The sequence below is a fragment of the Spiroplasma endosymbiont of Dactylopius coccus genome, from assembly GCF_977110965.1.
This window is the reverse complement of sequence record NZ_OZ373019.1, coordinates 257,153-279,657: the sequence shown is the minus strand read 5'-3', so window position 1 is coordinate 279,657 and position 22,505 is coordinate 257,153. Positions and strand designations below refer to the sequence as shown.

Here is a 22,505-nt window from a genome sequence, read left to right as displayed (position 1 = left end):
TATTATCCTTTATAAAATTCTTTAATATGTTTAGATTTAGACGGATGTTTTAATTTTCTAATTGCCTTTGCTTCTATTTGTCTAATTCTTTCTCTTGTAACAATAAATTCTTTACCAACTTCTTCTAGAGTTTTTGGAGAATCGTACTTAGTAATATGACGATGAACAACCTTATCACTTAACAATTCTGTTTTATCTAAACTAGTATCATAGTGTAACTGTAAATTATTAACTACTGTTTTTAATTCAGTAATTTCTTTTTCATCTTCACAAAGTTCTAATAATATTCTTAATTTTGTTGGTAAAATTCCAAAACGCATTCTAATAACTTTTTCTTCTCGTTTTGTTAATACTTCAGCAAAAACACGATCCAATTGTTCTCTTAATCAATGTCTTTCAGCATATTCATCGGGAGATAGCATATTTTTATCTTTAATAAAATCACCAAAATGTGTATCATCTTCTTCACCAATTGGTTTTTCTAAAGATACTGGTTCAATAGCAAGTTTTTTAATTTCACGAACACGATCGGCTGTCATGTTTTGTCCCATTTTATTGGCAATTTCCTCATGAGTAGGATCACGACCTAATTCTTGTGTTAAGTTTCTTTCAATTCTTGTTAACTTATTAATTCTTTCAACCATATGAACAGGTACACGAACCATTTTACCTTGATCAGCTAAACTTCGTGTAATTGATTGTCTAATTCATCAAGTAGCATAAGTTGAAAATTTAAAACCACGGCGATAATCAAATTTATCAACTGCTTTAATAAGACCAATATTACCTTCTTCAATTAAATCAGCAAAATCTAAACCACGATTTAAATGTTTTCTAGCAACAGAAACTACTAATTTTAAATTTGATTTAATTAATTGCTCACGACCATATGTTCTTTCCTCAACATCTTTTGATTCTAACATTTTAGCATATTTAATTTCCTCACCTTGACTCAATATTTGACTTGTTCCCAAAATATTAAAATAAGACTTAATTCCATCTTTTCTTCTTGTATCATTAGAGATCCCCATTGTATTTTTAAAACTCAAATCACTAACTAAAATATCAATATCTAAATCATCAGGTAATTGTTCATCATCAATATCGGTAAAATTAGCATCATCTTCAACTTCATCCATCAAAATATCAGTAAAGACTACTCCTTCTTTTTCTAACCGATCAAAAATTTCCTCAATCGTATCATCATCTAATTTTAAATGTGCAAACCCTTTAATGACATCTTCTTGTTTTAATTCTTTTGTTTGACTCTTTTCTAATTTTTTAATTAAATTACTTTCTACTTCCTCTAAAGTTAAAAGTTTTTTCAATTTCGTTTTTTGTTCTATAACAGCCATATTTTCACCTTATCCTTAATTTATCATCATACTTATTTTTTCTTTATTTTATTTTTTAATACTGATATTTCTTTTAATAACAATATTTGTTTTTCAATATTTTTTTCAGATTTCAATTTATCATTGATCATTTTTATTTCATAATCAATTAGTTGATTATTAATAATTTTTAAGTAATCATTAATAATTTGAGGTTTTAAATCAAACTTTTTATTTTTATATTTATCAAGAAGTTTTTCTAAAATATTTAAAAGTGAATTACCTTTAAGTTCTTCTAAAATTAAATCAAAATTAATTGCTTCTATTTGATTATTTTGATATTTTTGACTAATTAAAAAGTATAAATTCATAAAATCTTGATTTGGAAAAATAAATTTTTCTTTTTCTAAAATTAAATAAACATTTTTTGATAACATTACTAAAAAAATAAGTTGTTCTTGTGCTTCAAAAAAAATATTTTTTACTTCTATTTTAGATTTATTTTTGATACTAAAAGTTGTAGTTACTAAATTATTATCAATATTTAAAATTTGTATTAAGTCTTCAGTGGATAAATTAGTTATTTTTGCTAACATATTTAAGTAAAACTTTTTAGTAATAACATCATTGATTTTTGTTCAAATTGGAACTAATGATTTTAAAAATTCATTAAGTTCATAACTATCTTTTTTAATGTTATATTTAGTTAATGATAAATTAATTGCAAATTCAAAAGGATGAATGGTTTTTTTTATTATTTCATAAAATTTTTGAGGAAATTTATTTATTAATTCATCAGGATCAAATTTAGTATCATTATTGATAATTTGTACTTTAAAATTATTTGATAATAAAACACTAGCTATTTTTGAAGATGCTATTTTTCCTGGTAAATCACCATCTAAAAAAATAATAATATTAATAGTAATTTTTTTTAAAAGTAAAATATGTTCTTTTGTTAAATTTGTTCCCATTAAAGCAACAACATTTTTAATATTTTGATTATTTAGAGCAATAACATCCATAAAACCTTCAGTCAAATAAATAACTTCATTTTTTTTAATATAATTTTTAACATTATTAAAGTTATATAAAATTTTACTTTTCTTAAAAAAATCTGTTTCTGGACTATTAATATATTTATAACTTTTATCTTCTCTATTATAATTTCTTGCAGAAAAACCAACACAATCTCCATCTTCATCTTTAATAGCAAACATAATTCGATTTGAAAAGGTAGGAAGAAGTTGATCCTTATTATTAATTTTCATAAGTCCTAATTTTACAAATTCAATATTATCTTTATAACCTTGTGCGTTAAGATAATCTATTAATTCATTATTAATAGGTGCATAACCAATATTAAAATATTTAATATTTTCAGTAGTAATATTACGATTTTGTAAATATTTCATTGCTTCTTGACCAATATCAGTTAGTAACTGATAACTAAAAAAATTCATTGCAATATTATTTAAAATTTTTAGTGGATTTTTTTTAGTTTCAACATTAAATTCAGATAAATTAATATCAAACTCTTTTAAATTTAAATTAACATTATCTGCTGCTTCTTTAAGAGCATTAATAAAATTAATATTTTTATATTTTTGTAAAAAAATAAAAACGTTTCCTTGTTCACCACAAGAAAAACATTTATAAATTTGTTTTTCTTGTGAAATTGATAATGAAGGAGTAGAGTCTTCGTGAAAAGGACAGATAGCTCAAAAATTATTGCCTTTACGGATCAAATTTAAATATTTACCCATAACTTCAACAATATTAATTTTTGCTTTAACTTCATTAATTTTTTTATTAAACTCGATATCCATATTTTTTCACACAATTCTAACAAATAATGTCTAATTTGTCATATAAATATTCTTTAAGTTGATCAACTTTAACTATAACTTGATTTGTAGTATCACGATCTCTAATTGTAACAGTACCTTTAGTTTTTGTGTCATAATCAATTGTTACACAATACATAGTACCAATACCATCTTGATAACGATAAGATTTACCAACACTTGATGATGCTTCATAAATTACTCTTAATTGTGTTTTATTTAACATTTCAAAAATTTCATATGCCTCTTTACCCAATTTTGTTTTATTTAAAGACATAACAGCTACTTGATAAGGGCAAATACTCTTATTTAATTTTAACACTAACCGTTCTTTATCGTCTTTTAAAACTTCTTTTGTAAATGCTTCACAAACTAAAGCTAATAAAAGCCTTTCAACACCAATTGAAGGTTCAATAACTGAAGGAATAACCATTCTTTTTACTGTAACATTAGGATCTTGAATTTCAAAATTTACACCAGAATTCTCACTATGTTTTGTTAAATCATAATTCCCGCGATTAGCTATACCACATAATTCACTCATACCAAAAGGAAAATTATATTCAATATCAGTAGTTGCTAATGCATAATGTGCTAGTTGATTTTGTTCATGATTTTTAAATTTTATATTTTTTGAATTCAATAAACCTACTAGAGAGAGAAATTCTTTACATTGATCAACTCAATAATTAAATCAAGTGTTATCATTTTTATCCTTTGGAATAAAGAAAAATTCTAATTCCATTTGTTCAAATTCTCTAGTACGAAAAATAAAATTACCAGGAGTTATCTCATTTCTAAAACTTTTACCAATTTGACCAATACCAAATGGTACTTTTTTATTATAACTATTTCTTACATTATTAAAATTTATAAATATTCCTTGTGCAGTTTCAGGTCTTAAATAAATTTTATTTTTATCTTCTTTTAAAACACCTTGATATGTTTCAAACATTAATTGAAATTGTCTAACTTTAGTTCAATCTTCATTATTGCATTTAATACATTTAATATGATTTTGATTAATATATGTTTCTAATTTTTCATTACTTCAATTATCACAATTAATAATAGGAAAATAATGATTAATTAAATTATCAACTCGAAATCGAGACTTACATTTTTTACAATCAATTAATGGATCACTAAAATTACTCAAATGCCCTGAAGCTTCTCAAACTTTAGATTTCATAATAATTGAACTATCTAACCCAACATTGTATGGATTTTTTTCGACAAAAAAAACTCATCAACTTTTCTTAATATTATTTTTAAGTGCTACACCAAGCGGACCATAATCTCAACTATTAGCAAGACCTGAATAAATTTCTGATCCTTGAAAAATAAAACCATTTTCTTTTAAATGAGTAATTATTTCCTTCATTGACTTATCATTGATAATTCTATTAATCATTGCCCCTCCATTAATCATAAAAATTTTCTTAAATATCTTAAATAATATATAAAATCTCTAAAAAGAATAATCTTGTTAATAATATGTTCATAGATAGGTTTTGTCAACCTATTATAGGTGTTATATATTATTAAAAATAATATAACAACTAATTATTAAAATATTTATGTAATTATTAATTTATTATTATATTTTTGACAGTGGTTTTCTAAAATATTAAGAATTTTATTAAGTTCTTCTTTTTCAACTTTTCATTTATTAATATCTTGATAATTTAATAAATAAAGTTGATATATTTTTTTAAACAAAACAATGTCAAAATTAATTATATCTAATTCTAAAAAACAATTTTTACAAAAAATACCACCCAAATCATAATTAATTAAATACAAATTAGTTATTTGATTACAATTAATACAATTAGTAAAGTTAAACTGAATTCTGGATGGGTTACACTTTATTGGACACTAATTACGTAGACAAGTGAACAAATTAGTGAAAAGAAAGGAAGTATAATTATGGCCAATATTAACTCATATTCAGATGAATTTAAAAAACAAATAGTAGCTTTATATCAAAGCGGTAAGTCAGTGTCTTGTCTTGCTAAAGAGTACAATGTTACAAGAGCAGCTACTTATAATTGAATTAAGCAATTTACTAATTCAGGTAGTTTTAAAACTAAAGATAATCGTTCTGTTGAAGAAAATGAATTAATTAAATTAAGAAAAGAATTAAAACAATTAAGAATGGAAAATGGTATTTTAAAGCAAGCAGCACTAATAATAGGCAGAAAGTAGAAATTATTGCTAAAAATAAAGTTAAATATAAAATTCGCACAATGTGTCGTTTTTTGAAAATATCTAAATCAACATATTATTTTAACTTAAAGAAAAAAGAAAATAAAATCAAAAATAATATGTATGATGAAGCTGTTATTAGTGCTTTTAAAGAAAATAAAGAAGTTTATGGTACTAGAAGATTAAAAAAAATTTTAGAAAACCAAGAAATTTATTTATCACGCAGAAAAATTAAAGAAATTATGAATAAGCATAATTTAATATCAAAATACACTAAATTATCATTCAAAAATCATCATAATAAAGTCAATAATAGTCAAATAACCAATCTTGTTAATAGAAACTTTAATAATAGGGTTAAAAATGAAGTTATTGTTAGTGATTTAACTTACGTTCAAGTTAATGGTAAATGAAACTATATTTGCCTATTAATAGACCTATTTAACCGCGAAATTATTGGACATAGTGTTGGAGTTAAAAAAGATGCATTACTAGTATATCAAGCATTTATGCAATCAAATCGCTGTTTAAAAGATATCCAAATATTTCATAGTGATCGAGGTAATGAATTTAACAATAAAATTATTAATAATCTTTTATTAGCATTCAATATTACTCGATCTTTAAGCAAAAAAGGTTGTCCTTATGATAATGCTGTTGCTGAAGCAACTTTTAAAACTTTCAAAACTGAATTTATTAATGATAAAAATTTTACATCATTAATCCAATTAAAATTAGAATTATTTGATTATATCAATTGATACAACAACATAAGAATCCACAGCACTTTAAACTACTTAACTCCTATCAAATATCAAGAACAAGTGTCTACCAAAAAATAGTCCTAAAAAGTGTTGCCATTCCAATTTGAAGATAGAATTAATCTTAACTAGTACTTTGTAAAACAAAGATACACAGATTTCTAAAAAACCTCTAATAATTATTGACAATTAAATAATTTAGTTATTAATAATAGTTCGTTAACAAGTTTTATTAAAAATATTATTAGTTTTATTACTATATATTTATCATTAATATTAATTTTTGATGGTAAAATTAATCTATCTCAATTAATATTTATTACTAGTATTAGTATTTATATTAATTCTTTTTTCAAAATATTGGTAATAGTCTTATTTTCTTTCCGGTTTTTATTAAATCATTTCAAAGATTTAATAATTTTATTAATTGTAGATTACAATATAAGAATAACAAAAATTTTTTTTCAATATCAATTAATAAAATAGTATTAAAAGATTGCTATTTTAATCTAAGAACCTGTTTAGGATCTTTTTTAACTTATTTTTGATTAAATTAATATCATAAATGTTATTTTATAGTTGAAAAATAAATTTTTAATCGATAAGTTGTCAAATGATAAAATCTTTTTAACAAAAAAATGACAAAGAAAATAAAATGTTAATTAACTGTCAGGTTAGAAATAATTATTCCCTTTTTTAGTTTAATTATGTTTAAAAGATTCCAAACAGGTTCTAAGAAATAAAGTAGTTTTTAGTAATTTAAATTTAATATTAAAACAAAGTAATATTATTATTGGTCCTTCTGGCATTGGTAAAACAACCTTACTATCATTATTAATTCAGAAATATGTGCCTTTTAAAGGTAAGATTTTAATTAATAATGAAATTGGATTAGATAATATTTCATATGAATTTTGACAAAAAAAATGTATTTATTTGCATTCAAATTCTATTATTCATAACGGTACAGTTTTAGAAAATATTTTATCATTTAATATTACAAAAGAAAAATTAATAAATTTTCAAAAATTAGGATTTAATGATCTCTTGGGCAGTTTAGGTTTAACAACATTTTATTATTGTCAAGAATATGGGGCTAATCTTAGTCAAGGTCAAAAACAAATAATTATTTTCTTAAGTTTATTTTTTTATGATTGAAAAGTAATTTTATTAGATGAAATTTTGAGTAACATCAATAATGATTTAAAAATAAAGTTAATAACTTTATTATTGAATCATTATAAAAAAATAATTATTATTTATGCAGGTCATGATTTAACACTAGTAAAATTATTTAAAAATGTAATTGATTTAAATAATTATAAAAGTATAGATGGTAATGAGTAATGATTTTTTTTAGAAAAAGTACTTATTTATTAGGAAGTAGTTCAATTTTTCTTTTTTTAGGACTCTTATTAGGTTTAAAAATTATTAATATTCCTCATGTTTATGCTGTTAATGGTCAAACTATTTTTATAAGTGAGACAAGATATGAAAATAAGGGACACTTTGCTTATTTATTAGATTTTAAAAGAGAAGAATGTTTAAAGTTTAATAGTTTTAATCAAATTACTATTTTTTTCTCTATTAATAAATGTTACTTAACAATTTTTTCCAAAATGAAATGATAATAATCAACTTTTAATTGAAGAAAACATTAATTCTAATACATATTTAAATCAAATGGTATTAATAATTATTATTGGTAAAGAAAGTTTGTTAACATTTATTTGAAATAATATTACAACATAAATGTAAATATTGATATAATTTAATCAAAAAGAAGTTAGGTAGATAAATGCCAGCAAAAATTAATATTGTAAATATTTACAATGATCATAACTATGACATTAAAAATTTTAATATTTTATCAGAAAATATTTTAAATGCAGTAGCTATTAAGTTAAAACAGAAAATTACATGGTGTATTGCTGTTATTTTTAATGACGAACAGACTAGTATTGAATTAAATAAAATGTATCGTCATAAAGATTATGTTCCTGATGTTTTATCATTTGGAAATAATGATGATGATTTTCCAAATATTAATATTGATATTAGAGATTTAGGCGATGTTTATATTTGTTATTCAAAGGCAGTAGCGCAAGCACAAGAATATGGTCATAGTTTAATTAGAGAATTATCATTTCTTTTTATTCATGGATTACTTCATACATTAGGATATGATCATCAAAATAGTGTAGAAGAAAAGGTTATGTTTGATTTACAAGATGAAATTTTAAATATTCTTGGTATTACTAGAAAATAAGGAGTGGTATAATGGAACAAGATATAGATTTATTAGTATTATTGAAAAAAGCAAAAGTAATACAAAAAAATGCTTATGCGCCTTATTCTTTATTTAGAGTTGCTGCAATAGTAATTTTGAAAAATAGTAAAGAAGTGTTAGGAGTAAATGTTGAAAATGCTGCATACTCAGTAGGTATTTGTGCTGAAAGAGCAGCTTTGTCACAAGTTATTGCTCAAGGTTATAAAAAAGAAGATATTATTAGTCTATTTTTAATTACTGATAGTGAAACGGTTGGTTCTCCTTGTGGTATGTGTCGTCAATTTATGATTGAAATTATGCCAGAAACATGCCCTGTTTATATTAGTAATAAAAATGAAAATAATGATACTAAAATAATTTGTAAAATATTAGTAAAAGACTTATTACCTTTAGCGTTTAAACCAAGTTCATTGAAAGGGAATTAATTTATGACTAATAATTTTAAATCAGGTTTTGTTAGTTTTATTGGTAGAAGTAATGTTGGAAAATCAACTTTATTAAATACCATTCTTCAAGAAAAAAAGGCAATTGTATCTAATAAACCACAAACAACCAGAAATCAAATTCAAGGTATTTATAATAGTGATGATATGCAAATCATATTTTTTGATACTCCCGGCATTCATAAACATAATAACCAACTTGGACGAATGATGAATCGCGATGCTAACCGTGCCACTAAAGAAACTAACATTATTTGTTTATTAGCGCCATGTAATGAATACATTGGAAATAGCGATAAACATATTATTAAATTATTATCAGAAAGGGTAAATACAACTATTCTACTTTTATTAACTAAGGTTGATTTAGTAACAAAAGAAAAATTAATGGATAAAATTAATGATTGAAAAGATTTATTACCATTTAAAGAAATAATTCCAATTTCTGCTATAAAAGAAATGAACTTAGATATATTATTGAAAAAACTATATGAGTATTTACCAATTGGTGAAAAGAATTATTTAATTGAAAATAACGATGATGTTTCAGATAATACTTTAATTAAGGAAATTATTCGTGAAAAAATTTTAAATTTAACAGAAGAAGAAATTCCTTATAGTGTAGCAGTATTAATTGAAAGTATTAATTATAATCCAAATACTAATATTACTGATATTAATGCTGTTATTGTTGTTGAACGCGACTCACAAAAAGGAATTATTATTGGTAAAGGAGGTAGTATGATTAAAGAAATTGGAATAAGAGCTAGAACAGATTTAGAAAGTATTTTTGATTCTCATATTATATTAAAAACTTTTGTAAAAGTAATACCTGATTGAAGAAATAATCCTAGAAAATTAAAAGAGTTAGGTTATAGTTAAAATATGTTTAATATTGATACTGGTTTGATTTTAAACATTAACTACATTAAATCAATAAATAATGTTACCATTTTAACATCAAATTATGGTGTTAAAATAGTTTCTTTACCAGAAATAAAAATCAATTTAAATAAATATAGTCTTTTAGATTGTTGAATTTTTATCTTTAATCAAAATTATGATTGTTCAAACTTATGTATAACATATAAAAAAATAAAAAGTTTGGGAGCGTACCGAAGATGTCGGTAACTAAAAAGTTTTAAAAATAGCTCCTTTCTTTTTTTACCCTTGAATTAAAAATAAATGACAAAAGACGAGAATAAAAATCTTGTCTTTTTTTTGTAATTGTAAAATTTTAAAATTTTTAAGAACCGTCTTTAACGCTATTATCAACACGTGTTAGAACCTGTTTAGGATCTTTTTTAACTTATTTTTGATTAAATTAATATCATAAATGTTATTTTATAGTTGAAAAATAAATTTTTAATCGATAAGTTGTCAAATGATAAAATCTTTTTAACAAAAAAATGACAAAGAAAATAAAATGTTAATTAACTGTCAGGTTAGAAATAATTATTCCCTTTTTTAGTTTAATTATGTTTAAAAGATTCCAAACAGGTTCTTAGGGAATTAAAACAATGAACTACAACACAGTTGTTAAAAATAGTAGCTTGGATGGGTTACACTTTATTGGACACTAATTACGTAGACAAGTGAACAAATTAGTGAAAAGAAAGGAAGTATAATTATGGCCAATATTAACTCATATTCAGATGAATTTAAAAAACAAATAGTAGCTTTATATCAAAGCGGTAAGTCAGTGTCTTGTCTTGCTAAAGAGTACAATGTTACAAGAGCAGCTACTTATAATTGAATTAAGCAATTTACTAATTCAGGTAGTTTTAAAACTAAAGATAATCGTTCTGTTGAAGAAAATGAATTAATTAAATTAAGAAAAGAATTAAAACAATTAAGAATGGAAAATGATATTTTAAAGCAAGCAGCACTAATAATAGGCAGAAATTAGAAATTATTGCTAAAAATAAAGTTAAATATAAAATTCGCACAATGTGTCGTTTTTTGAAAATATCTAAATCAACATATTATTTTAACTTAAAGAAAAAAGAAAATAAAATCAAAAATAATATGTATGATGAAGCTATTATTAGTGCTTTTAAAGAAAATAAAGAAGTTTATGGTACTAGAAGATTAAAAAAAATTTTAGAAAACCAAGAAATTTATTTATCACGCAGAAAAATTAAAGAAATTATGAATAAGCATAATTTAATATCAAAATACACTAAATTATCATTCAAAAATCATCATAATAAAGTCAATAATAGTCAAATAACCAATCTTGTTAATAGAAACTTTAATAATAGGGTTAAAAATGAAGTTATTGTTAGTGATTTAACTTACGTTCAAGTTAATGGTAAATGAAACTATATTTGCCTATTAATAGACCTATTTAACCGCGAAATTATTGGACATAGTGTTGGAGTTAAAAAAGATGCATTACTAGTATATCAAGCATTTATGCAATCAAATCGCTGTTTAAAAGATATCCAAATATTTCATAGTGATCGAGGTAATGAATTTAACAATAAAATTATTAATAATCTTTTATTAGCATTCAATATTACTCGATCTTTAAGCAAAAAAGGTTGTCCTTATGATAATGCTGTTGCTGAAGCAACTTTTAAAACTTTCAAAACTGAATTTATTAATGATAAAAATTTTACATCATTAATCCAATTAAAATTAGAATTATTTGATTATATCAATTGATACAACAACATAAGAATCCACAGCACTTTAAACTACTTAACTCCTATCAAATATCAAGAACAAGTGTCTACCAAAAAATAGTCCTAAAAAGTGTTGCCATTCCACAATTTGATAATGGATGTAATTGAAATCTAAAAAAAGAATTCTTATTATTATCTTTTTTTCAAACTTGCCCTGACATCTCAGTAGCATAAACATTACCTAAATTATCAAATGTTAAATCAGTAATTTTACTACCAGTAGTAAGAAGTTCCTTAAATTTTTGATCACCACCAATAGTTTTATAAATTTGACCATCAGTAGTAGCAGCGTAAATACATTTATCATTATTATCTTTAATTATTGCAGAAATTTTTCCTTTAGTTCCAGGAATAGTTTGCAATCATTCTTGTCCAAATGATTGATAATATGCTTTAACATCATTATCTGTACCCATATAAAGATATTCTTCACCATCATTAGAAGTATAGACTATCATTGATAATAAGTTAAAATCAAATTTTTCAAGTAGTTTAAAATTATTACTATCATTATTTTTTATATAAATTTTTGTTTCATTTTTTGTTTCTTTTATAGCTACATAAACATTACCATTATTAGAAGTTGCTATTGCTTGAATAATACCTTCACTTTTAAATATTGGTTTAATATCTTTATTATTTTCACTAATATAATAAATAATACCTTCATCATTAGCAGCATAAAAATTGCCTTTTTGATCACTAGTTATTGATTGAATTACACCACTAGTTCCTTCCAATTTTGAAAATGTTTCATGGTTATTAACCAAACAATTTTTAATTAATTTGTTATTAGAAACATGAGTATTAATTGAAAGCATAGTCCCTGAACTAGCAAAAAATGTTATAGTAAACATTGTTAATAATTTTTTAAAATGCATAAGTTTTTTTCCTCTTTTACTTTTTTATTATTTTTTTTAAATATTTATGTTTTTTATTTTATAAATTAATATCTACAAAAGATATATCTTTTGTAGATATTAATTTAAGTTTATAATTGAAAAAAATAATATACAACATTCTTTTAAGTATTCTATTTTTATTAGAAAGTATTAATAAAAAGGACACCTAAAAATATAATGTTTAGTTCTCATCAGTAGTAGTTTTATTTTTTAATGATGAAGAATTATTAACAACTAATTTATTTTTTTTATTTCCAACTTCATTTTTTGCATCTTTATGATCATGTCATCAATTAAGTAACAACGATAATGGTACTAAAATAATAATAAATATTAATAAACAACCAATACTTCATAAAATAGTCATTGGATTAGGATTAATAAGAATTTCTCTTAATCCTTTTATTGCATAACTAAATGGTAAAAAATTATACATTACTTGAAAAAACTTGGGTTCTAATTCAACAGGAAAAGTACCACTTGATGAAGAAAGTTGTAGTATTAAAAGAATAACAATTAAAAATCTACCCAAATCATGATTACGAAACATGTGAGCAATTGATTGAACAACCAAATCAAAAATAATTGCTATTAATCACATGTATAAAAACATTTGTCAAAATCGTTGTCATAAATCAATATTATTAAATAATAGTAATAATGAAGTTACTAAAATTGTTGACTGAATTAAACCAAAAATAATCATTCATGCTGATTTAGCTAAATAGTTTGATCAAAATTTAGTTTTTGGAATATCTTTATTTCTAATAAAAGTAAAAGTTAATAATAAAGTACCTACTCACATTCCAATACACATGAAATATGGACCCAAACCAAATCCATAAGGAGATTTATCTTGACCTTCAATATTAATATTAAAATTAATAAAGTTAATAGGTGCCAATAAAGTATGATTCATTCAATAATCATGTTCTAAAACTTTAATATGTTTAATCTCTTCGTTTCTTGTTACACTATCAATATTATCATTAAATTGTTCGGCATGAGGACCTAAACCAGGAACAACAATTGAAAGAATACCATAAATTTCTTTTAAAATTGGTTGTAAATGGTGATAACCTGAATCAGAAGCATCTTTATCTCAATAATCAAATACTTGATCACTAATAACAACAGGTAAAAACTTACTAAAAATATTATCTTTTAATGCATTTAAAGTAAAATCATTAATTTCACCTAAAATCGGACTAACTTTATATGAAGCTTGTAAACTAATTTTTGGTCTAATAGTAATTTGATTAATAAGATTCCAAATTCTTTCTGGAGTTTTAATATTATCAATAACTACTTTAAAAGCTTGTTTAAAAAAATCATTAAAATCCTTAGTAAAACAACTATCAATAATAATTTCAGTTAAAAAAGTTTTGTCATTTTGATGTTGATAATAACTTTTTCAATCATCATAATAATAAACAGTAAATGTTTTTTTCTCATTGTTAATTTGTAAATCATTAATTTTAAATTCATAAGCACCACTACTATTAGGATTTTCATTATCCAAATTTAAATTATGTCGATTAATAACACGATTAATTCCTACTGCAGAACTATCGTTATTAACTAAAGCAATTGGTAAACGATTAATATTTCCCAATGGATTAAAAAAAGCTCATAAAGCAATAAAAGCATATAAAAATGGAATAAAACATAGTGCAATACTTTTAATAATTGTTCTTTTATTTGGTAATGTTTAGTAATCTGTGTAACTTACAAAAATAACTATGTTTAATTAATTCTATAATAAACCTAGAAAGAGTGAATTACAGATGGCTAAAAAGCAAAATATTAATAATAATGATCCAATATCAAAAGCAGTAGATTTATTATTAGAAAATACTGAAGATTTAACAACAGTTTTTAAAGAGGGAGGTTTGTATAAAGAATTAACAAAAAGATTAGTAGAAAAAATGTTGAATTCTGAGATGCAAAATTATTTAGGATATGATAAGAATCAACATAGTAATAGTGACAATGCTCGTAATGGTATAAGTTCAAAAAAATTAATAACTCAACAAGGTAAAATTGAGATTGATGTACCACGAGATCGCAATAGTAATTTTAATCCTGTAATAATTGCAAAAAGACAAAGAAGATTTGATGGTTTTGATCAACAAGTTCTTTCTTTATATGCAAAAGGTATGACATTATCAGATATTAGAATGCAATTACAAGAGTTATATCATGGTGCTGATATTAGTGAAAGTGTTATTAGTCAAATTACTGATGATGTTATTGATGATGTAAAAGCATGGCAAAATCGACCATTAGATAGTATTTATCCGATTGTTTATTTTGATTGCATAGTAGTTAAAATACGACAAGATAAACGCATTATTAACAAATCTGTGTATATAGCTTTAGGAGTTGATTTAGAAGGTAAAAAAGATGTTTTAGGCTTATGAATTAGTGAAAATGAAGGTTCTAAATTTTGATTAGCCAATTTCACAGAAATGAAAAATCGAGGCTTAAATGATATTCTTATTGCTTGTAGTGATAATTTAACAGGAATGTCAGAAGCAATACAATCAGTTTATCCTAAAACAGAACATCAATTATGCATCATTCATCAAATTAGAAATAGTTTGAAATATGTCTCATATAAGCATAGAAAATCTCTAGTTGCAGATTTAAAACCAATTTATACTGCATGTAGTGAAGAACAAGCAATGCAGGCTTTAGAAACATTTGAAAATAAGTGAAATAAACAATATCCTCAAATTGCTAAATCTTGATATAAAAATTGAGAAAATTTGATAGTTTTTATTAGTTATCCAACAGAAATTAAAAGAGTAATTTATACCACAAATGCTATTGAATCTTTTAATAGTCAATTACGAAAAGTTATCAGAAATAAAAAAGTTTTTCCTAATGATATGTCAGTTTTTAAAATATTTTATTTAGCAATTGAAAATATAACAAAAAAATGAACAATGCCCATTCAAAATTGAAATACAGCAATTGCTCATTTTATGATAAAATTTGAAGATAGAATTAATCTTAACTAGTACTTTGTAAAACAAAGATACACAGATTTCTAAAAAGCCTCTTTTATTTTTATAAATGTGTTTAGTCCCCACTGCTTTAAAAACCATTTTAAATTCTTGAATAGCAATTTTAAATTTATTTAAAATTTTTAACACTTTGTTACTCCTTAAGAACCTGTTTAGGATCTTTTTTAACTTATTTTTGATTAAATTAATATCATAAATGTTATTTTATAGTTGAAAAATAAATTTTTAATCGATAAGTTGTCAAATGATAAAATCTTTTTAACAAAAAAATGACAAAGAAAATAAAATGTTAATTAACTGTCAGGTTAGAAATAATTATTCCCTTTTTTAGTTTAATTATGTTTAAAAGATTCCAAACAGGTTCTAATAGATTATCTTTAATAAATTTAGTTATAATAATATTATAAATACATTTGATAAAAAGGGAGAAAAAAATATTATGTTGCAATTAACAATTAAAGGTAAACCCGTTCATATTAAAAATGAAATAATCAAAGTTGGAGATACTTTATCATTTTCTGCAGTTAATAAAAAAATGGATAATATGAATTTAGAACAATTCACTAATAAATTTAAGATTATTTCTAGTGTACCAAGCATTGATACTAAAACTTGTGCTTTACAAACTATACACTTTAATAAAGAGGCTACTAAATTAAAAGATTTAGTTATCATTACTATTTCCAAAGATTTACCATTTGCTCAAAGTCGCTTTTGTGAAAAACTAAAAATGAATAATAATTTTCATATTTGAAGTGATTATCGTAATAATAAAAATAATTTTAGTAATACTACTAATTTATTAATTGATGAAATCCAATTATTAGCACGTACTATTATCATTGTTGATAAAAATAATAAAGTTATATATTTACAAATTGTTAAAGAAGTAACATTAGAACCAAACTATGATGAAGTTCTAAAATTTATTAAAACTTTAACATAAAAAAAGTTAGGTAATATTTTTAAAATAAGTATTACCTAACTTTTTTGTATTTATCAGTAGACTTTTAAAAAACTATTTATTTTGAAAATCAACTACGACTTTTTGAAGTCTTATTTTGTTTTTCAGATTTTTCTTTTTCTACTTTTTCTTTATTAGCTTTTTCTATATCTTCGCGTGTTAATCTTTTTTCCATATTTGCAACTCTTCGTTTAGCTGATTTATTAAGTTCTTTTTCTACTTTTTCTTTTTCTTCTTTATTCATAACTTTATTTCCTTTTTAGATTATAAAGATATTTGTCTCATCTTTCTACTTGGTGACTTTTCTCTAAGAACCTGTTTGGAATCTTTTAAACATAATTAAACTAAAAAAGGGAATAATTATTTCTAACCTGACAGTTAATTAACATTTTATTTTCTTTGTCATTTTTTTGTTAAAAAGATTGGAATGGCAACACTTTTTAGGACTATTTTTTGGTAGACACTTGTTCTTGATATTTGATAGGAGTTAAGTAGTTTAAAGTGCTGTGGATTCTTATGTTGTTGTATCAATTGATATAATCAAATAATTCTAATTTTAATTGGATTAATGATGTAAAATTTTTATCATTAATAAATTCTGTTTTGAAAGTTTTAAAAGTTGCTTCAGCAACAGCATTATCATAAGGACAACCTTTTTTGCTTAAAGATCGAGTAATATTGAATGCTAATAAAAGTTTATCAATCATTTTATTGTTAAATTCATTACCTCGATCACTATGAAATATTTGGATATCTTTTAAACAGCGATTTGATTGCATAAATGCTTGATATACTAGTAATGCATCTTTTTTAACTCCAACACTATGTCCAATAATTTCGCGGTTAAATAGGTCTATTAATAGGCAAATATAGTTTCATTTACCATTAACTTGAACGTAAGTTAAATCACTAACAATAACTTCATTTTTAACCCTATTATTAAAGTTTCTATTAACAAGATTGGTTATTTGACTATTATTGACTTTATTATGATGATTTTTGAATGATAATTTAGTGTATTTTGATATTAAATTATGCTTATTCATAATTTCTTTAATTTTTCTGCGTGATAAATAAATTTCTTGGTTTTCTAAAATTTTTTTTAATCTTCTAGTACCATAAACTTCTTTATTTTCTTTAAAAGCACTAATAACAGCTTCATCATACATATTATTTTTGATTTTATTTTCTTTTTTCTTTAAGTTAAAATAATATGTTGATTTAGATATTTTCAAAAAACGACACATTGTGCGAATTTTATATTTAACTTTATTTTTAGCAATAATTTCTACTTTCTGCCTATTATTAGTGCTGCTTGCTTTAAAATATCATTTTCCATTCTTAATTGTTTTAATTCTTTTCTTAATTTAATTAATTCATTTTCTTCAACAGAACGATTATCTTTAGTTTTAAAACTACCTGAATTAGTAAATTGCTTAATTCAATTATAAGTAGCTGCTCTTGTAACATTGTACTCTTTAGCAAGACAAGACACTGACTTACCGCTTTGATATAAAGCTACTATTTGTTTTTTAAATTCATCTGAATATGAGTTAATATTGGCCATAATTATACTTCCTTTCTTTTCACTAATTTGTTCACTTGTCTACGTAATTAGTGTCCAATAAAGTGTAACCCATCCAATATTTTTAAAATACGTCGAATATAAATTTAATGGTAAAAGAGAATTTAATTTGTCTATCATCATTTTTAAATGGTAATTTTGGAAATAAGTTACTAATATGATAATTAATTATTTCGTAAATTTGACAACCGCCCTAAAAATTTTATAAAACAATAAAAAATAAGTTGATAAAATTGAAAATTTTTATTTACTTTATTTTAAAATCAACTATAATTAAAGTGTATCAACATTATTTATAACATATGAATTTGACTGTAAGTCCTAATTTATCTCTTTAAGGAGTAAAATAGGGCTTATTATATTATTAGATAAATTCATGCTTTATAAACAATTTTGATTAGTAAATAATTTTATTTTTTTATTATTTAAGGAGGAAAAACTTATGATTTTTAATTATCTATCAGATGGACCTGATATAAATAAAATCATTGATGTAGCAAAACCTTATGTTTCGGCAGTTGCAGGATTGCTAATTGCTGCTTTAATTGCATTTAGTGTTTTTAAAATAATTATATTGGCAAAAGATTTAGCGGCTGCTGGTGATGATCCACAACGTAGAAGTGAGATTAAAAAAGCGTTTATGTATACATTAATTGCACCAATTATTGGCATTACTGCATCAGCAATAATAATTGCTCTTGTGCAAGCTTTTGGTGGTAATCCAAATATTCTTCCTAGCTAACTAAAGAAAGTTATATATTAACTTAATATTAAGTTATGAAGAGAAAAGAGATGAAAATATGGATTGACTAATAGATAGTATACTAGGAGCTTTATTATTTATACCTTGACTTATTTTCATTCAAGGACCATTATATTTAATTGATATTTTATTGAGATCACCTAATCATGGTCATGGCGGCATATTTGATTATTTAACAACTGATGCGATAACTAATTTAGTTTTTGGAGATTTTACTAAAGATCCACTTAATAGTAAAAATTTACCAGTATTTTTTTCAGCATTAGCAATTGTTTCAATTGGCGTAATACTTATTATGTTTATTATGCAATTAATTATTATTCAATTTACTGAAACACATACAATTAGAGAAAAATTAGGTAAAGCTATAAAAAATACATTTTTAGCTTTTTTAGTAATTGTTTTCATTCCATTTTTTATGAGTACTATAAATTATTTAATAACAGGATTATTGGCAGTTTTACAAATTACAGCTTTAGGAAAAAATGCTAGTTTAGCTGATTTATTATGAGGTATTGGTGCTCCGGATGCTAATGCTGCTCAGCATGATCCTGGTGTTTATTCAATGCCACCTATTTCTCAATTAAAACATTGAAACTTTATTCTTGAAATTATTGCGGTGTGATTTACTTTGTATGTATTATTTGTTGCATCAATGACGTTGGTTGAAAGAATTATTGATTTATTACTTTTATTTTCAATATCACCAATTGTTGCTTCTATGATGCCTGTTGATCAAGGAAAAAGATTGGGTGTTTGAAAAGAAATGGTAATAGGTAAGTTTATTATTGGTCCAGGAACGATGTTACCTATTTATATCTTTCTTCAAATATTACCAAAGGCAATATTAGATATTACTAATAATACTAATTTTAGTTGACTTGAAAAACAAGTTTTATATACGTTATTTTGTACAGCCGGTGCTATTAGTTGTTTAAGAACTCAAAAAATTATTAATCACTTAGTAACACAAAACTTAGGTGTACAAAGTGCTATTGATTCTAATGGAGCAGCTATTGCTGGAAATATTATGGGTAAAGCTCGGACTTTTGCTAGCCTTGCAGCAGGTGGTGCTGGTGCATTAAAACTTGGGAAACAAATTGCATTTGGTGGTGCTAAAGATGGAAGAAATCCTGATGGTAGTCAAAAGAAAGCAAATGGACTATTAAAAAATGGTATCACAGGTTATTTAGGTAAAGGTACTAAAGGAGTTGCTAAAGGAATTGGTAAATTTCAAAATTCTCATGATCAAGGTACTAAATGACAAGATACAAAAAATAATTTAAAAAGCCCTTTTGTTGGATTAAATAATATGGCTAAGGGTGCTTTTGTTGAACCTTTTGTAAATTTAAATAACACTAGAAAGAGTGCAAGAAGAGGAGATCCTGATGAATAAAAAAAGTAAAATATTAAAATCTTGGAGAAATAATCATGAAATTTAAAAAAACAAAAAATGAATTTAAAAAGAAAAAAAGTTATCGTTGAAGACGTAATGTAACTATTGGTGTTTTATTATTAATAATATCAGGTATTGCTGGTGTTATTTCCCAATATGGGTAAAATATAAATTATTATAAAATATATAAAAAATAAAGGAACATAAAAATGAAATTTATTCGTCAAAAAAAATGAGTACTACCAGCAGTAATTATAATTGTTATACCCTTTTTAGTATTAATAAATACTTTATTAGTTTATGCTTTAGTCTTTGTTCGTAACATGTTTTCTCATAGTGGAGATAATCAACAACCATTTACACTTAAATTTTTAATACAGGATGTTATTAATTATTGATTAATATTTTTAATTCTATTTCTTATTGAATTTTCAGTTTTATTATCTTACTTTATGATTCATAAATATAAAATTTATCGTGAAACTCATAATAAAAGTCGCTTTTTACGTGATTCAAAAAATAAAGTGTATGGATCTGCTGCTTGATTAACACCCACTGAAATTGCTAATACTTTTCCTTTATCAAAAACTGTTGAAAATGATTATGGTATTGTTGTTCAAACAACAAAAACTAAAATTGGTGGTGTCCAATTTAATATTAAGTCTGATGCTCATAATATTGTAATTGGGGGAACAGGAAGTGGTAAAACTCAAAAATTAGTTATTCCAACTATATATTTAAATGCCCAATCGAAAATTAAACCATCAATGGTTATTACTGACCCAAAAGGAGAATTATTTCAAAATCATTCTAAAATATTAAAAGATAATGGTTACGATGTTTATGTTATTAATTTACGTGATACATCAGTATCTAATTCATGAAATCCTTTTGTTAAAGTATATGATTTTTATGTAGAATCAATGCGTTTAAAAAAAGAAAATAATCCTTTAAATGAATCAATTACTTATGAATCAATGGCATTATCATGAATTAATGATATTGTTGAAGCTTTATTTCCTGAATCAGATCCAAAACAAAAATTTTGAAATCAATCAGCGATGCAAGTTGTCAAATCAATTATGTTATTTATGTTAGAACAACTTGAAGATCAACCTGATGTTCCTTTAAAATACTTTAGTATGTCAAATGCTGCTATTGTTGCTACTAATCGTCAACGATATGTTGAAATTCTAAAAAAAATGCCAACTCATAGTTTAGCTCGTCAAATTGGTTTAGGTGTATTAGAAGGTGCTGAAGAAACTGCGGGATCAATTAGTCAAATGGTTGCTAATGGATTACGTTTATTTACTGATCCAGTGACGCGAAATATTAGTTGCAGTAATGATATAAATTTAGATCAAATTGTAAAAAAACCAAGTGCTGTTTTCTTAGTTGTTCCTGATGAAAGTAATGAACGTAATGCTTTTGTATCAATGTTTATTGCACAGTTATATAAAAATACAATTCGTTATGCAAGTACTTTACCTGATATTAAATTACCACGTCCTTTATACTTTTTATTTGATGAGTTTGGTAATATACCAACGATTGCTAGTATGGCACAAATGATTACTGTTGCACGAAGTCGTAATATTTTTTTCATGATGATTATGCAAGATTTACAACAATTAACACAAAAATATGGTAAAGAAACAGCAGAAACTATTTTTAATAACTGTATTTTGCATACTTTTTTGCAAACTATGGATTTACAAACCGCTAATAAATATTCAGATATGTTCGGTGAAAAAACAATTATTAATTATAGCCATTCTGGTAATAAAGATAAAAAAGCTGATAATATTAATTCATCATTACAAGGTAAAAAATTAATTACAGGTAGTGAGTTAATGAAATTAGATTTTGATACTGCTGTTATTTTTTTAGCAAAACATAATCCAGCAAAAACACGTTTAATTCCGTTTTATGAATGAGGAAGTAAACCGGCAGGACAAGCAACTGTTACAAATGCTTCACGTTTAATTGATTTTAATAAAGATTATTATTTAAGTTATATTGGTTTATTCTATTATATTGAGAAAAGAAAAAATCCACAAGCTGCTGCCGAAAGAGAAAAATCAGAAAAATAAAAAACAAACAATAGTTAAGAAATTGTATATAAAAGAATATTTATTTTAATATATAAATGTATATTATTGATAGATATAGAAAATAACGATATACTTATTTCATGAATAGATCAAAAATATAAGTTTTACTTTTTATAAATTATGCTAAAAAAGGTAAGTACATAATAATATTAAATATTATAAATAAACTTATA

21 protein-coding genes are annotated in these 22,505 nt (G+C 23.6%); 13 read left to right on the top strand and 8 right to left on the bottom strand.

Features of this window, described 5'->3' with window-relative positions:
* Nucleotides 1–2 precede the first annotated feature (2 nt).
* The 4 genes from ACXUB0_RS01750 to ACXUB0_RS01735 all read right to left on the bottom strand — a co-directional run bounded on the left by ACXUB0_RS01750 (nucleotide 3) and on the right by ACXUB0_RS01735 (nucleotide 4,903).
* Nucleotides 3–1,355, bottom strand: a complete 1,353-nt coding sequence (locus ACXUB0_RS01750) for a sigma-70 family RNA polymerase sigma factor (RefSeq protein WP_458257551.1) — start codon at nucleotides 1,353–1,355, stop codon at nucleotides 3–5.
* 32 nt (nucleotides 1,356–1,387) lie between these two features.
* Complete coding sequence (gene dnaG / locus ACXUB0_RS01745) at nucleotides 1,388–3,163, bottom strand: DNA primase (RefSeq protein WP_458257550.1); 1,776 nt, start codon at nucleotides 3,161–3,163, stop codon at nucleotides 1,388–1,390.
* Nucleotides 3,164–3,179: 16 nt separating this feature from the next.
* Nucleotides 3,180–4,583, bottom strand: coding sequence for a glycine--tRNA ligase (locus tag ACXUB0_RS01740; RefSeq protein ID WP_458258773.1), 1,404 nt, complete (start codon nucleotides 4,581–4,583; stop codon nucleotides 3,180–3,182).
* 176 nt (nucleotides 4,584–4,759) lie between these two features.
* A complete protein-coding gene (locus ACXUB0_RS01735; protein WP_338979228.1) occupies nucleotides 4,760–4,903 on the bottom strand; it encodes a hypothetical protein in 144 nt (47 codons plus the stop codon).
* A gap of 210 nt (nucleotides 4,904–5,113) precedes the next feature.
* Between ACXUB0_RS01735 and ACXUB0_RS01730 the strand changes: the two genes are divergently transcribed.
* The 7 genes from ACXUB0_RS01730 to ACXUB0_RS01700 all read left to right on the top strand — a co-directional run bounded on the left by ACXUB0_RS01730 (nucleotide 5,114) and on the right by ACXUB0_RS01700 (nucleotide 11,637).
* Nucleotides 5,114–6,234, top strand: a protein-coding gene (locus ACXUB0_RS01730) for an IS3 family transposase (protein ID WP_458257549.1) whose coding sequence is annotated in 2 segments (ribosomal slippage) — nucleotides 5,114–5,357 and nucleotides 5,357–6,234 — 1,122 coding nt in all. Because the reading frame shifts where the segments join, the coding sequence is not laid out codon by codon here.
* Between the two features lie 678 nt (nucleotides 6,235–6,912).
* Complete coding sequence (locus tag ACXUB0_RS01725; RefSeq protein WP_458258772.1) at nucleotides 6,913–7,500, top strand: ATP-binding cassette domain-containing protein; 588 nt, start codon at nucleotides 6,913–6,915, stop codon at nucleotides 7,498–7,500.
* On the top strand, nucleotides 7,500–7,784 hold the full coding sequence (locus tag ACXUB0_RS01720; RefSeq protein WP_458257548.1) for a hypothetical protein: 285 nt from the start codon (nucleotides 7,500–7,502) through the stop codon (nucleotides 7,782–7,784). Before ACXUB0_RS01725 ends, ACXUB0_RS01720 begins: the two co-directional genes overlap by 1 nt.
* Before the next feature lie 167 nt (nucleotides 7,785–7,951).
* Entirely contained in the window at nucleotides 7,952–8,422 is a 471-nt protein-coding gene (gene ybeY, locus ACXUB0_RS01715) for an rRNA maturation RNase YbeY (RefSeq protein WP_174480613.1), read from the top strand.
* Between the two features lie 11 nt (nucleotides 8,423–8,433).
* Nucleotides 8,434–8,868, top strand: coding sequence for a cytidine deaminase (cdd, locus tag ACXUB0_RS01710; RefSeq protein WP_339048710.1), 435 nt, complete (start codon nucleotides 8,434–8,436; stop codon nucleotides 8,866–8,868).
* A gap of 3 nt (nucleotides 8,869–8,871) precedes the next feature.
* A complete protein-coding gene (gene era, locus ACXUB0_RS01705) occupies nucleotides 8,872–9,768 on the top strand; it encodes a GTPase Era (protein WP_458257547.1) in 897 nt (298 codons plus the stop codon).
* A 748-nt stretch (nucleotides 9,769–10,516) separates the two neighbouring features.
* Nucleotides 10,517–11,637 (top strand): IS3 family transposase gene (locus tag ACXUB0_RS01700; protein ID WP_458257546.1). Its coding sequence is split into 2 segments (ribosomal slippage): nucleotides 10,517–10,793 and nucleotides 10,793–11,637, totalling 1,122 coding nucleotides; the frame shifts between segments, so codons are not numbered across the junction.
* Here ACXUB0_RS01700 and ACXUB0_RS01695 read toward each other — a convergent pair.
* Both ACXUB0_RS01695 and ACXUB0_RS01690 read right to left on the bottom strand, forming a co-directional pair.
* On the bottom strand, nucleotides 11,624–12,457 hold the full coding sequence (locus ACXUB0_RS01695; protein ID WP_458257545.1) for a hypothetical protein: 834 nt from the start codon (nucleotides 12,455–12,457) through the stop codon (nucleotides 11,624–11,626). The two genes, ACXUB0_RS01700 and ACXUB0_RS01695, sit on opposite strands and share 14 nt — an antisense overlap.
* Nucleotides 12,458–12,659: 202 nt before the next feature.
* The gene (locus ACXUB0_RS01690; protein ID WP_458257544.1) at nucleotides 12,660–14,093 is read right to left on the bottom strand and encodes a YhgE/Pip family protein; all 1,434 of its coding nucleotides are present in this window, start codon (nucleotides 14,091–14,093) and stop codon (nucleotides 12,660–12,662) included.
* A gap of 172 nt (nucleotides 14,094–14,265) precedes the next feature.
* Here ACXUB0_RS01690 and ACXUB0_RS01685 point away from each other — a divergent pair, with 172 nt between their 5' ends.
* A complete protein-coding gene (locus tag ACXUB0_RS01685) occupies nucleotides 14,266–15,504 on the top strand; it encodes an IS256 family transposase (protein ID WP_458257543.1) in 1,239 nt (412 codons plus the stop codon).
* A 445-nt stretch (nucleotides 15,505–15,949) separates the two neighbouring features.
* Complete coding sequence (tpx, locus tag ACXUB0_RS01680; RefSeq protein ID WP_458257542.1) at nucleotides 15,950–16,456, top strand: thiol peroxidase; 507 nt, start codon at nucleotides 15,950–15,952, stop codon at nucleotides 16,454–16,456.
* Nucleotides 16,457–16,532: 76 nt separating this feature from the next.
* Here the strand turns inward: tpx and ACXUB0_RS01675 are convergent, their stop codons facing one another.
* On the bottom strand, nucleotides 16,533–16,718 hold the full coding sequence (locus ACXUB0_RS01675) for a hypothetical protein (RefSeq protein WP_342258168.1): 186 nt from the start codon (nucleotides 16,716–16,718) through the stop codon (nucleotides 16,533–16,535).
* 202 nt (nucleotides 16,719–16,920) lie between these two features.
* A protein-coding gene (locus tag ACXUB0_RS01670; protein WP_458257541.1) for an IS3 family transposase occupies nucleotides 16,921–18,041 on the bottom strand; the annotation gives its coding sequence in 2 pieces (ribosomal slippage) (nucleotides 16,921–17,765 and nucleotides 17,765–18,041; 1,122 coding nt in all).
* Between the two features lie 460 nt (nucleotides 18,042–18,501).
* On the opposite strand from ACXUB0_RS01670, the gene ACXUB0_RS01665 reads away from it, so the two are divergent.
* From ACXUB0_RS01665 to ACXUB0_RS01650, 4 genes are read left to right on the top strand one after another with little or no spacing between them, the layout of a single operon-like run.
* A complete protein-coding gene (locus ACXUB0_RS01665; protein ID WP_174480067.1) occupies nucleotides 18,502–18,801 on the top strand; it encodes a hypothetical protein in 300 nt (99 codons plus the stop codon).
* A 58-nt stretch (nucleotides 18,802–18,859) separates the two neighbouring features.
* Complete coding sequence (locus ACXUB0_RS01660) at nucleotides 18,860–20,218, top strand: Mbov_0396 family ICE element transmembrane protein (RefSeq protein WP_458257540.1); 1,359 nt, start codon at nucleotides 18,860–18,862, stop codon at nucleotides 20,216–20,218.
* Nucleotides 20,219–20,253: 35 nt separating this feature from the next.
* Entirely contained in the window at nucleotides 20,254–20,382 is a 129-nt protein-coding gene (locus tag ACXUB0_RS01655; RefSeq protein WP_256468397.1) for a hypothetical protein, read from the top strand.
* Between the two features lie 45 nt (nucleotides 20,383–20,427).
* A complete protein-coding gene (locus tag ACXUB0_RS01650; RefSeq protein WP_458257539.1) occupies nucleotides 20,428–22,311 on the top strand; it encodes a VirD4-like conjugal transfer protein, CD1115 family in 1,884 nt (627 codons plus the stop codon).
* The last annotated feature ends 194 nt before the right edge of the window (nucleotides 22,312–22,505 follow it).